Below are 12918 nucleotides of genomic sequence, written 5' to 3'. Positions count from 1 at the left end.
GGTTATTTTAGGATGTCTCAAACTAAAACGTTGAAAACCAAAGAACGTATTTTGCAACTCAGTTTGCAGCTTTTTAACGAGCGTGGAGAACGTTCTGTTACGACCAATCATATTGCCGCTGAATTGAATATGAGTCCGGGAAATTTGTATTACCACTTTCGCAATAAAAACGAAATTATTAAAGAGTTGATGGAAAAGTATCAACAACAAACCTTGGATATGCTGGCTTTGCCCGATGATCGAGTGCTTGATGCCAACGACAAGATTCATTATTTTCAGGTGTTAAGCAGTCAACTGTGGGCCTATCGTTTTTTACATCGAGATGTCTATCATTTGGTTGAAAGTAATGAAGATTTTCGAAAAATGTATCCACGTTTTGCTGGTCAGGTGATGCAGCAAGGCAAAAGAATTTATCAAGCTTTTGTCGATGCTGGCCTCATGCAAATGACCACTTCTGAAATTGAAGCTTTGATTATCAATTTGTGGATTGTGTTGACCAACTGGACTAATTTTTTATATATGTCTGGTCATATTGTCGATTCAAATCATTTGGAGGAAAAGTGGGTGTGGCAAGCTTTGCGTCAAATGGTGTTCCTTGAAGGGGCGTATTTACGTGGTGAGAGTCGCCAAACGTATGAGCATTTGCTCGAAACGTTTGGATCTTCTGAACTTTTTGAAAGTTTATCTTCAAGTAAAAACCACGATACGCCCTAAGCTATTTAGAAAGCCTACAAAAAGCGTTAGAATGCTAGGCTTGATTTTCAATTTAACTGATTAGTGATATAAACCAACATGAATATGACCACTGCTAACACAGCACGTTTACTGATTACTTGCGAGGATAAACCTGGAATCGTGCAAGCTGTATCCAGCTTTTTGTATCATCAAGGTGCCAATATTACTGCACTTGATCAATATGCAACGGAAGCTCAGGGTGGACGTTATTTTATGCGTGTTGAGTTTGAGTTGGATAGCCTGCAAAGTCGTAAAGAAAGTCTGACTCAGACTTTTGCCGCCAATGTGGCTGGACGTTATGACATGCAGTGGCGTTTGGCATTGGTCAGTGACGTAAAAAAAGTCGGCATTTTAGTTTCAAAAGTAGATCATGCTTTGCTTGAGTTATTGTGGCGTCATTCGCGTGGTGGTTTACCTTGTGAAATCACCACCGTGGTTTCAAACCATGAAGATTTGCGTGAATCGGTAGAGAATTTTGGTATTCCATTTATTGTGGTTCCTGTCAATAAAGACAACAAGGAAGAAGCTTACGCGAAAATTGACGAGATTATGCAGGGTAATGATTTACTTGTGCTTGCGCGTTATATGCAAATCTTAAGCGAAGACTTTGTTTCTAAATGGGAAATGAAAATCATCAATATTCATCACTCTTTCTTGCCTGCTTTTGTGGGTGCTAACCCTTATAAACAAGCGCATGAAAAAGGAGTGAAGCTGATTGGTGCAACCGCTCATTATGTCACTGCAGATTTAGATCAAGGTCCTATTATTGAACAAGATGTAGAACGTGTGAATCATGATTTTACTGTTGATCAATTACGTGAGCTTGGACAAGATGTTGAGCGAAATGTTTTGGCACGGGCGGTGAGATGGCATTTGGAAGATCGAGTGATTGTAGACGGCAACAAAACAGTTGTTTTTCAATAAGAATTGCCTAAATAATCAATTTAAAAGGTGTGCTCATGGCACGCCTTTTTTATGTAACATTCAAAAAACGCATCAAAAGTTTTCAATTAATAGTTGCAAATGAAAACACTTCTCATTTATTATTGCGTTGCTTTAATTGTACTAACCGATGAGTTTGATTGTTTAAATCTGTTTCGATTTACAATCGCTTGAATTAGGTAAATGATTTTAATGAGTCCATCTCCAGCTCTAAATATGCCAAATCCCAATCCAATCAAGAAGAAAATAATCACAGCACTTTTGGCTGTGGTGGTCGGACATGTGGCTGTATTATGGGCGGTTGGAAACATGAAAACCCCCGAATTAAAACCGATTGAGAAACAACCTTTAAAGGTTCGTTTTGTTAAAATTCAAGAACCACCAAAACCTTTGCCGCCTAAGCCTAAAGTTGAACCCAAAAAAGAAGAGCCAAAGCCCAAAGAAGTGAAACAAGTTAAAATTGTTGAAAAGCAGCTTCCGCCACCACCGAAAAAGGTTGAGAAGGTTCAACAAGTTAAAAAAGCAGAAACACCCAAACCAGTGATTAAGCCAGTAGAAGCCCCAGTCAAATCGACAGTGACGACCACGATTTCAGAAACTAAAGTGGCAAAACCTGTTGCCGTGGCGAAAGCTGAACCTGCTCCTGTTACGCCATCTGCACCTCCATCGCCAAAAAGTGTTTCGATTGGTGGTTCAGGCGTGCAATGGAGTCGTTCACCAAAACCTTCTTACAACAATAAAGATTTAGACGGTCAAACACGCACTGTGGTGATACATATTGAAGCGAATGAAAAAGGGGTCATAACCTCTACCCGTATTTCACGTTCAAGTGGTCTTCCTGCTTTAGATGAAAAGATTTTACGCTCTGTGCGTAGTTCCAAATTCAAACCGTACAAAGAAAATGGCGTGGCCTATCCAATTAGTGCTGACCAACCATTTGAATTGACATTGAATCCACGCGGCTAACATTTATTAGGAGTTCGAGTATGAACTTTTCAGTTTATTGGCAACATGCTGATGCAGTGAGTAAAACACTGTATTTCATATTATTGGCAATGTCGATTATGACATGGACGATCTTCGTTTTACGTTTAATGGGGACTCGCCAACTGAAGCAGCAAGCTTATGCTCAACTTTCTCAAGCTTTAGGCAAACTAAAAGCAAAATTTAGCCCATTAAATTTTGAGCAACGTAAGGCTGTTGCAGAACAAGCATTATTGCGTCAAATTTCTGCCGAAAAATCGCAGGCTGAAAAAGGTGTAGCCGTTTTGGGTACGATTGCTTCACTTGCACCATTTGTGGGTTTATTTGGTACAGTTTGGGGTATTTTTCATGCCTTGGTTGCAGTAGGTAAAAGTGGTCAAGCTGGCTTGGCACAAGTCGCAACACCTGTAGGTGAGGCTTTAATTATGACTGGTTTAGGTTTGGCAGTCGCGATTCCTGCAGTACTGGCATATAATATTTGTACCCGTGTGAACCGTGGTTTGGCGCACGAATTGCAAGATCAAGCACATAGCTTGCTGATTGATACCATGTTGCAACAAGACAGCTCAACTGCTCAAGTAAACACTAAAGCGACTTCAGAGAATTTGGTTGGAGGTCAAGCTTAATGGGCTTTCAATTGGGTGAAGACAACGATGTAGGTATGAATGAGATGAATCTCATTCCACTCATCGATATTATGTTGGTATTGATGATCATCTTCTTGGTGACAGCCACCGTTGCAAACCCATCAATTCCATTAACTTTACCAAAAACTACAGCCGATATTATTGATTTGCCGCCTAAAAGTGTGACGATTAGTATTAATGCAGGTGGTGATGTTGCATGGGATGGTCATGTATTAACACTGGATGAGTTGCAAAGTAAACTGAAGGAAGCGGGTCAGGAAGAACGTCAGCCTACTATCGTTTTAAAAGCAGATAAAGATTCACGTTATGACACTGTGGCACAAGTGATGTCTCGTGCGAGCGAAGCCGGGCTCAGCGATATTGCATTTGCCAGTGATAACTAAAAACTGAGCGAAAAAAAGCGACCGAATAGGTCGCTTTTTTTATGTTTAAATATTGAATTTGAGAGTAAGTTAATATTCAAACCATTTAATTCTGCACAATAGATTGTCCAAAATAAAATTTTATTCAACTTTCAATAAGTCCTGAAATTTACTGCGCAATTTCATTAGTTTAGGGGGAATAGAAAAGTTACAGTAGCCTTGGGATGGATTTTTGGCAAAGAAGTTCTGATGATAGTCTTCAGCAGGGTAAAATTTTGGAGCAGGACTGAGTTCTGTCACAATATTGAGTCCTTCTGTCTGAAGCGCCTCAATTGTGTTTTGTGCCTGTTGTTGTTGCTGTTCATTCAAATAATAAATGACAGAACGATATTGAGTGCCGACGTCATTGCCCTGACGGTTAAGTGTGGTCGGGTCATGGGTGGTAAAAAAGACATCAAGCAACTGCATAAAGCTAATTTGAGTTTCATCATAATCAATCAAAATGACTTCTGCATGTTGAGTATCACCACGACAAATATCATCATAAGTGGGCTGTTCAGTATGACCTCCAGCATATCCACTGACGACGTTTTCTACACCTTTAAGTTGTAAAAATATAGCTTCTACACACCAAAAACATCCACCACCGAATAAGGCTTGTTGCATCGTCGTATCCTTTGTTTATCTATTATTTTAATATAGCGATTATTCAGTAAGCCACAAGTTTTGTTGTGTATCGTTAAAATGGAGCTATTTAAAACTTTATTGTGCTAATACATTGCTTTGCATTTGAATCAGCGGGTTTCCATGACGATCAAGCAATTTTAGAGTTTTACCAAAAACTTGATAATTGGCGACTTTAGGGAGCGCATCTTTAAAAGTTTGTGATGCAGGATGGCCATTAAAGCAAGCCATCTTTGTAGAAGCCATCTGACTTAAAACCAAAGTATCTCGACCAGCTTCATAACTTCCCATAAGACGATTACAGCCATCTGATCCCGTAACACGTTTGGTTGCTGCATCAAATTGTAGACTCGGCATATTTGGCATAATCTTCGCCTCACTGTTACCCACATGAGTAATGAACCATGTTCGGTTCTGGAGTTGCATCAAATTAGACGCTTCTAGATGAGAGGACGATGTGGGAATGGATTCACAACCTGTAAATATCAGTGTGCTACCCAATAAGCCCAGTGCAAATAATCTGTTTAACATGTTGAAATACTCACTTTTTCATTTAAATATAGTGTTATATAAGCAAAAAAAATGATCTTCCACCAGTTAAAAGCAATATTTTAAATTCTAGGTGGGATTTTTTTTGATTGCTGCGGTACAGGAACACCTTGGCGAATCAGCTTTGAATATTCATCACTGGATAACTTATTGTATTGGCTAACACGCGGGTTCACATGGGCTTTTTTATACCATTCTTGGATGGTTAGATCATGAGAAATAGCATTTAAATCATAAAGATAGTTGGGCAAGTATCCCGAAGCCAAGAGTCGGTAATCGGTAGGCAATTGACGTTGAGAGATGGCTTGAACCATATCGAAAACTAAGGTGGTGCAGTTACTGGTTAGGGTGTTATACCACTTAGGGTGTTGTTTTAAATCATTCGCCTTGTGTAAGTATTCTTCAAATAAAGCGCTGCGTTCTTGTTTTGACATATACACGGGAAAAATATAGACCTGTTCACCACGTGTGTTGCTGCGGGTGTAAATTAAGTCTTTTTCATCCGCTGCGACAAGGCTGAGTTCATACTTTCTAAAAAAACCACCCAACGTTGAAAATTCTTCATTTTTTTCTTTCCGAATTTCAATCGAAAAGGTTAATGGTTTGTTGTTGGCAAAATCAAAACTGACCAAGGTGTGTGCGATATGCGGTCCCATCCAATAAGAGGTAATGATATTGACTCCCGTAATCTGGTTTAAATCAAAATGACGGGTTTCCCAGCGTTCATCATAACTGCCATCTTCGTGCCAACTAAAATTACGTACATTGTGCAGCGTCACCTGATTGTTTTTTTGCTCAAAAGTGAGCACTTGAGCCACTTCAGGATTCCAGTCACGATCTTGTTTGGCTTCTAAACCAAAATACCAGAATAACCCAAACAGAAAACCCAACAGATAGATCAGCACATCGGTATAGCGACTAAAAAAATGCTGTGTTACGTAAATACCCAAAATACTCAGCGCAAAGATAATCCAAAAACCAATGACTAAACGCGTCATTAACCAGCCTAGAGGCTCTTGAAACCATAAAGCAAGACACAACCAAATAGACGATAAAATGACAAAAAGACTGAATATGCCATGCAGTGCAGCCACACCCAAAGCTATAAAAAATTCTTTTTTTCCAATGTTATGCATAGATAATTGTTATAAGTGATTATGTTCTTTATTTTCGATAGGTTGCGAACTCAAAAGCAATCCCAGATTTGTCGTCAATATGTTGTTCAGCGGCCACTTTTTTAAATTCTGGTGGAATTTCGGGATAGTGTGCATCGCCTTGTACGTCAAGTTCAACATGGGTTAGCTCTAAACGATCTGCAATAGCAAGGGTTTGCTTGAAAATCTCGCCGCCGCCAATAATAAAAATGGTGCTTGTTTTTTCAGATGTCTGTACATCACAAATGGCTTGGGTTAAAGCATCTTCAATAGAATAAGCGACTTTGGTTCCTGCAAAGCTCCAATTGCGATCACGAGTAATCACCCAATTCACACGCTTTGGCAAAACACGACCCATAGATTCTAAGGTCTTACGCCCCATAATCACCACGCCACCTTGCGTAATTTCTTTAAAATGTTTGAGATCTGAGGAAATATGCCAAGGTAGATCGTTATTCTTACCAATACAACGTCGGCTGTCCATTGCAACCACATGTACAATCTCTAAATTTTGAAATGTCATTATTCAACCTTGATGTATTTTTCCGAATTAGAAGTTCCTTCAGTTGAAAGAAGGAACGAAAAGGATTTTTTTTCAATCGTTTGAAATCATCTTTTAAACAATTAAATCAAACAAAATTAGATTGCTACGGGTGCTTTAATCCCTGCATGAGATTCATAACCCACAATTTCAATATCTTCAAATTTGAAATCAAAAATATTTTTAATTTCAGGATTTAGCTTCAATTGACAAAGAGCTAAAGGTTCGCGGCTCAATTGTAATTTAGCTTGTTCAAAATGGTTTACATATAAGTGTGTGTCGCCCCCTGTCCAGACAAAGTCACCCACACCCAGATCGCAGACTTGTGCAATCATATGCGTAAGAAGGGCATAGCTGGCAATATTGAACGGTACGCCCAAGAACACATCTGCGCTACGTTGGTATAACTGACAAGACAGTTTGTTGTCCTGTACGAAGAATTGAAATAAGGTATGGCAAGGTGGTAGTGCAACATTTCCGGCTTCATTTGGATTCCAGCCCGACACGATTAAACGACGTGAATTCGGATTAGTTTTTATTTCGTTGATTAGCCATTCAATCTGGTCAAAACCATTTTTCTCATATAAACCGTCTGCTTTTTGGGTCGCACCAAAATTACGCCACTGATGTCCATACACGGGTCCTAGTTCACCTTCAGGGCGACCAAAACGTGCTGTTTGCTCTGCGGTAGACCATTCATCCCAAATGGACACTTTGTGATCTTTAAGATATTGAACATTTGTGTCGCCTTTGAGGAACCATAACAGTTCAATGACAATAGAACGAAAATGCACTTTTTTTGTGGTTAATAACGGAAAACCTTGAGAAAGATCAAAGCGCATTTGATGACCGAACACAGAGCGTGTGCCCGTTCCAGTACGATCGCCTTTGTCGCCACCGTTATCGAGAATGTGTTGTAAAAGGTCTAAATACGCTTTCATAAAAATTCCAAAAAGTTAAATTCCCCAAAGCGTCTGCCAATTAATTAAGATTAATCAATAACAGCTCTGCTAAAAATGGAGTCAAGTGAACGGGTCAGTTTATACTAAACTGGTGGGGTTTTTAAGCATCGTATGGACTAATTGGGGTGCAGGAATACTGAAGAAATCATCAATCTGAAAGAAAGATAACAAATCAATCTATTCAAAATTTTCTTAAGTCATCAAATAAAGATAGATAAAATCGGATAAATATTAGGGTCTGTTGACAATTGTTGCCTAAAAAAATAGCGAGATAGTAAAATCAAATCGCCAAACCCAATTTTACACTCGCTATGCCTCGTACAATGCTGAATGATCAACACTGGTCTAAGTTAACTACCATTTTCCGTCACTTTAATATTTATCTCAAATTAAATTTGAGGAATTTTATCGAAGCTATTCTATTTAGGATACGTACAGGTTGTCCTTGGAGAGATTTACCTCAGGAATTCGGTAAGCCAAACTCTATTTTCAAGAAATATAATCGCTGGTCTAAAAAAAATAAACTTATGAATATATTTAAGTTATTTAGTCAGCATGCTGATAAAGAATGGATTTTTATTGATGGTAGTCATGTTAGAGCACATCAACATTCAGCAGGAATTAAGAATCAAGATATTTCTAAAAGTATCGGTGGCAATAGTTCTAAAATACATTTAGCAATTGATTCAAATGGTAATCCAATTGAGTTTATTATTTCTGACGGAACTTCTCATGATATGAAAATTGCCCCAGATCTTGTATCAAAACTAGATTTAAGTGAATCAGAAATGCTGTGCGCTGATAAAGGTTACGATTCTAAAAGTCTTAGAAAGCAAATTCAAGACAGCAAAACAAAACCAAATATTCCTAGAAAATCAAATACAAAGTCTAGTAATGATCACATGGATTGGTATATGTATAAAATCAGACACTTAGTTGAGAATTCATTTTGTAGATTGAAACAATTTAGGGGGATTGCGACACGATATGACAAGCTAAAGCGTAATTATCAAAGTGCAGTTGCTTTAGCTTGTATATTTATATGGTTACCGTTATAGAGTGAATTATGAGCAGGAAATGTCAACACACCCTAAATGGAATCAATTTTATTTTTCATTTTTTGCAATTTTAAAAATAAAACAAAAAGAGTGGCTTAAGTGATCCGTATTAACAAAGCAAAAATATCTTACATTTTTTTTATGAAAAAAAAATGCTCTGAGGTTAACATCCTGAGCGCATAAATCAGCACAGAGATGTATTGCCAAAGATGATTCTGATGTTCAAAGCAAGTTTAGAGGTTTAAATGATTTATGATCAACATGTAGCTCTGCATGATGTTTATGCACCTGCAGCCACAGAAATCATGATTCGTTCAAAGAAAGCAGGGCAAAACTATAGCGCTGATTCAGATTTTGAAACGATGAATAAACCCGAACCATCAAAGTATAAGAATTATAGTTCTGCCAATAATCAGCGCATTGATATTGATAAATTTATTCAAAAATTAAAAAGTATTACCACTCAAACCAGTACCCAAAAATGTGCCAAGAGTATTCGTATTGCCTTGGAGTCTGCGGGAGCTCAATTTAAAAGTCATCCTGTTGCTGCGGCAGATTGGGGGAATACTTTAATGAAAATTGGTTATCGACAAATCAGTCCTAAATTTGATGAACCTAAAGAAGGTGATATCTATATTATTAACCGAACCAGTAAACATACCTATGGTCATATTGCAGGGTTTTCTGGCAAGCAATGGGTCTCTGATTTTAAGCAAAGAAGTTACGACGTTTATAAAGAAAATGGTTTGACCTATCAATATTATCGTCTTGGTTTTTAGTTTTATTGGTTCCGTTTTAAAGATTAAAATAGTCTAAACAACAAAGCCTCTACGATAGAGGCTTTGTTGTTTATGGGCTTTTAAAAATATAAAAACGATATTTTAAGGCAAAGTTTTAATCGGACTTCCGCCTAAAGCTTGCATCAAAGTGACATAAGCATTGTATTGGCTTTGTTTGGTCTGAACCAAAGCTAGACGTGCGTTACGTGTGGTTTCTTGTGCATCTAATACATTTTTAAGCGCAATGGCACCATTACGATAACGAACTTCAGTTAAACGCTCAGTTTTTTCAGCCAGTTGAACATTTCGTTCTTGTAACGCCACTTGTTTATTCAGTTCACTGCGTGCAGAAAGGGCATTTTCTACATCGGCAAAGGCCTGATATAAAGTTTGACGATATTGTACAATCGATTTTTCATATTCAAGTTCATTTACTTTCAAATCACGCTTCATATCATTCCATTGTAGAAATGGGAGCGTTAAACCTGCGCCTAAAGTTGCAATTGGATTCTTTAATGTGTCGGTTAATGAGGTATTTGTGCCAACTCCAACGCCTGTAGATAATGTTCCTGTCAAGCTAATAGAGGGATAGTAACTGGCTTTGTTGGCATCCTTATTGGCTAAAGCTTTGCGTAAGCGCAGTTCAGAGGCTTGTAAGTCTGGACGACGTGACAACAAATCTGCGGGTAACCCTGCTGAAATAACCGGTAAAGCAATTTGGGATAATCGACTGGGTTCTTGAATGCTGAGTTGCTGTATAGGCATTTGCATGAGAACAGCCAAAGCAGTACGGCTTTCTACTCGTAATTGCTCAATTTGACTCAAGCTGGCTCTTTGGCTTTGGACAGACTGTTCTGCCGCAGTTAAATCTAAACCTGACACTGCGCCAGCACGATATTGACTGCGTACCAGTTCATAAGTTTTTTGGGTACTGGCCAAGTTTTGCTGAGCAATTTGATAACGCTCATTGAGATAACCCAATTGCCAGTACAAATTTGCGGTGGTCGCAATTAAGCTTTGTGCGGTACTTTGCAAATCTTGTTCTGTCGCAAGGGCTTCCCATTGACTGGATTCAGTTTGACGGGCTAATTTTCCAAATAAGTCGACTTCGTAACTTAGCCCTGGGTAGTTAATTGAAATTCCACGAGATGAGTCGCCATCTCCATTTAAGTTAAATTGATGTCCAGTTGAAATTCCAGCATTGCTAATACGAATGCCTTGCTGATTTGCAGCTAAGCCTGCTTGTAAGCGAGCTTGTTGTAAATTAATACCCGCAACAGCCAAATCAGTATTGGTGGATAGAACCTGATTGACCAATTGATTGAGCTGCATGTCCCCAAACAGCGTCCACCATTGATCTGCATATACATCAGCATGGACCTGTTGATTGAGTGCTTTGTTGTTCTGAAAGCTGACTGGAATATTGACACTGGGTTGCTGATAGGGAGTTTTCACCACTGCCGCACAACCGACTAGTGTTCCACTTAACATCAAGGTAGCGGCAAGTTTGGTAAAATTAATGTGCATTTTTGAGTATCCTTATTCGCGGGACAGTGCATCGACAGGGTTAAGCTGTGCTGCATTACGGGCGGGAATAAAACCAAACACAATTCCAATCATGCTTGAACAAATAAAAGCGGCAACAATAGAGGTGGTCGAGTAAGCCATTTGGAAGGTGCCGCCAGCAAAGTGGCTGATTAACTGCCCAATCCCCAAGGATAGAAGTACGCCTAAAATGCCACCCAAGATACACACCAGTACCGCTTCAATCAGGAACTGTTGCAAAATATCACTTTGGCGTGCACCGACGGCCATACGAACCCCAATTTCTTGAGTTCGTTCTGTCACAGAAACCAGCATGATATTCATTACGCCAATACCACCAACAATCAGAGAAATAACGGCAATTGCAGACACCAGCAAGGTCATGGTCTGGGTGGTTTGTTGAATGGTTTCACGAATACTGTCTGAGTTCTGTGTAAATACATCCTGTGCACCGTGACGTTGCACCAGTAAATTGAGAATCGCATTTTCAGCAGCAGCACTCGGGTATTCATCTTTGACCCGAACAATAATACTGCGCACATTGGCTTGTCCCAGCATACGGCTCATCACAGTCGAGTAGGGTAGATAAACATTTAGGCTATCCGAATTCCCCATCATCGATTTTTGTGCATCAATGATGCCAATAATGCGACTGGGTACACTACCCAGTAAAATGACCTGCCCGACAGGATTGGTGCCATCGGGGAAAAAAGTATTTTTGGTGTTGTCGTCAATGACGACATCTTGAGCGCGCTCAGTGACAGCTTCTTTGTCAAAAGGCTGACCCGCTTGAAAGGTCATTCCTTTAACATAGAAAAAGTCTTCACTGACGCCATTCACTGTAGTGGATGCTTCGATATCTTTAAAACGAGCAGTAATACTGTTGTTAACTGAAGGGCTGACACCATCTACATAAGGTTGCTCGGAAAGTGCATCTGCATCGGCTGGAATCAGAGTCTTACTTTGTGAGGATCTGGAATTATCACCAAAACCACGCCCCTGATATACAGTAATGGTATTGGTGCCTAAGCTACTAATATTTTCTAAAATCTGTTTTTGAGAACCATTGCCAAGCGCAACAACCGAAACAACTGAGGCAATACCAATAATAATCCCAAGCATGGTCAAAAAAGTACGCATGCGGTGGGCATTCATGGCCAGTAAAGCCATGTGGAAGGCTTCAGTCAGTCGGTCTGCTGCAGAGCGCCAAGAGGGTGTTTTCTTTTGTGGGGTACGATCAAGCTGCTGTTTCTCAAGCATTTCGCCGTCTGTTTCAGGAATATTGGCACGGTCTGAAATAATATTACCATCACTGATTTCAATAATGCGTGAGGCATTTTTGGCAACATTATGATCGTGCGTGACTAAAATGATGGTGTGACCTTTGGCATTCAGTTCACGTAAAATACGCATTACTTCAATACCGCTGTTTTTGTCTAATGCGCCAGTAGGTTCATCGGCCAAAATGACATCACCACCATTCATCAAGGCGCGGGCAATCGAAACACGTTGTTGCTGACCGCCAGAAAGTTGACTGGGGCGATTTTGAGTTTTTTCAGCCAAGCCTAAATCTGTCAATAACTGAGTTGAGCGTTGCTGACGAGCAGCAGCATCTACGCCCGCATAAATTGCAGGGACTTCTACATTTCCCGCAGCACTCAAATCCCCCAATAAATGATAACGCTGGAAAATAAAACCAAAGTATTCACGGCGCAGTTGTGCCAGTTCATCAGGCTCTAGTTTACGTGTTTCTCGGCCCTCAACTTGGTAACTGCCCGCGGTAGGTTGGTCTAAACATCCCAGAATATTCATCAAAGTCGATTTACCTGACCCTGATTGACCTACAATCGCAACCAGTTCTCCAGAGTAAATTTCTAAATTAATGCCCTTTAAAATTTGAATGGTGTTTTCCCCTGCGGGAAATTCACGGGTCAAATTTGTGACCTTAAGCAAAGCTTGCTGAGTTTGAATCATGA

14 protein-coding genes are annotated in these 12918 nt (G+C 39.6%); 7 read left to right on the top strand and 7 right to left on the bottom strand.

What is annotated here, in order from left to right:
* Positions 1 to 12: 12 nt before the first annotated feature.
* The 5 genes from H0S58_RS11590 (at position 13) to H0S58_RS11570 (ending at position 3691) form a co-directional block, all read left to right on the top strand.
* The gene (locus H0S58_RS11590; protein ID WP_195726586.1) at positions 13 to 714 is read left to right on the top strand and encodes a TetR/AcrR family transcriptional regulator; all 702 of its coding nucleotides are present in this window, start codon (positions 13 to 15) and stop codon (positions 712 to 714) included.
* A gap of 78 nt (positions 715 to 792) precedes the next feature.
* Positions 793 to 1659 carry a formyltetrahydrofolate deformylase gene (gene purU / locus H0S58_RS11585; protein WP_195726585.1) on the top strand — a complete coding sequence of 289 codons (867 nt, stop codon included), beginning with the start codon at positions 793 to 795 and terminating at the stop codon, positions 1657 to 1659.
* 210 nt (positions 1660 to 1869) lie between these two features.
* Positions 1870 to 2643, top strand: a complete 774-nt coding sequence (locus tag H0S58_RS11580; RefSeq protein ID WP_053580262.1) for a TonB family protein — start codon at positions 1870 to 1872, stop codon at positions 2641 to 2643.
* 20 nt (positions 2644 to 2663) lie between these two features.
* Positions 2664 to 3287, top strand: coding sequence for a MotA/TolQ/ExbB proton channel family protein (locus H0S58_RS11575; protein WP_053578810.1), 624 nt, complete (start codon positions 2664 to 2666; stop codon positions 3285 to 3287).
* On the top strand, positions 3287 to 3691 hold the full coding sequence (locus tag H0S58_RS11570) for an ExbD/TolR family protein (RefSeq protein WP_053578809.1): 405 nt from the start codon (positions 3287 to 3289) through the stop codon (positions 3689 to 3691). The genes H0S58_RS11575 and H0S58_RS11570 overlap by 1 nt, the downstream gene beginning before the upstream one ends.
* Before the next feature lie 120 nt (positions 3692 to 3811).
* Here H0S58_RS11570 and msrA read toward each other — a convergent pair whose 3' ends face one another.
* From msrA to thyA, 5 genes are all read right to left on the bottom strand, one after another.
* Complete coding sequence (msrA, locus tag H0S58_RS11565; protein WP_195726584.1) at positions 3812 to 4336, bottom strand: peptide-methionine (S)-S-oxide reductase MsrA; 525 nt, start codon at positions 4334 to 4336, stop codon at positions 3812 to 3814.
* Between the two features lie 96 nt (positions 4337 to 4432).
* Entirely contained in the window at positions 4433 to 4885 is a 453-nt protein-coding gene (locus tag H0S58_RS11560; RefSeq protein ID WP_195726583.1) for an META domain-containing protein, read from the bottom strand.
* 80 nt (positions 4886 to 4965) lie between these two features.
* Positions 4966 to 6039 (bottom strand): DUF4105 domain-containing protein, encoded by a 1074-nt coding sequence (locus H0S58_RS11555; protein ID WP_195726582.1) that lies wholly within the window; start codon positions 6037 to 6039, stop codon positions 4966 to 4968.
* Positions 6040 to 6067: 28 nt separating this feature from the next.
* Positions 6068 to 6580 (bottom strand): dihydrofolate reductase, encoded by a 513-nt coding sequence (locus H0S58_RS11550; RefSeq protein ID WP_195726581.1) that lies wholly within the window; start codon positions 6578 to 6580, stop codon positions 6068 to 6070.
* A 116-nt stretch (positions 6581 to 6696) separates the two neighbouring features.
* Positions 6697 to 7539, bottom strand: a complete 843-nt coding sequence (gene thyA, locus H0S58_RS11545; protein ID WP_195726580.1) for a thymidylate synthase — start codon at positions 7537 to 7539, stop codon at positions 6697 to 6699.
* 332 nt (positions 7540 to 7871) lie between these two features.
* Between thyA and H0S58_RS11540 the strand changes: the two genes are divergently transcribed.
* Positions 7872 to 8618: an IS5 family transposase gene (locus H0S58_RS11540; RefSeq protein ID WP_155857467.1), complete on the top strand. Its 747-nt coding sequence runs from the start codon at positions 7872 to 7874 to the stop codon at positions 8616 to 8618.
* 245 nt (positions 8619 to 8863) lie between these two features.
* Positions 8864 to 9397: a hypothetical protein gene (locus H0S58_RS11535; RefSeq protein WP_053578803.1), complete on the top strand. Its 534-nt coding sequence runs from the start codon at positions 8864 to 8866 to the stop codon at positions 9395 to 9397.
* A gap of 102 nt (positions 9398 to 9499) precedes the next feature.
* On the opposite strand, the gene H0S58_RS11530 is transcribed toward H0S58_RS11535, so the two are convergent.
* Both H0S58_RS11530 and H0S58_RS11525 read right to left on the bottom strand, forming a co-directional pair.
* The gene (locus H0S58_RS11530) at positions 9500 to 10924 is read right to left on the bottom strand and encodes an efflux transporter outer membrane subunit (protein ID WP_195726579.1); all 1425 of its coding nucleotides are present in this window, start codon (positions 10922 to 10924) and stop codon (positions 9500 to 9502) included.
* A 12-nt stretch (positions 10925 to 10936) separates the two neighbouring features.
* Positions 10937 to 12916: a MacB family efflux pump subunit gene (locus H0S58_RS11525; protein WP_195726578.1), complete on the bottom strand. Its 1980-nt coding sequence runs from the start codon at positions 12914 to 12916 to the stop codon at positions 10937 to 10939.
* Positions 12917 to 12918 lie beyond the last annotated feature (2 nt).

The organism is Acinetobacter sp. TTH0-4, from assembly GCF_015602665.1.
Lineage (GTDB): Bacteria > Pseudomonadota > Gammaproteobacteria > Pseudomonadales > Moraxellaceae > Acinetobacter > Acinetobacter albensis.
This window is presented reverse-complemented; position numbering and strand designations above follow the sequence as displayed.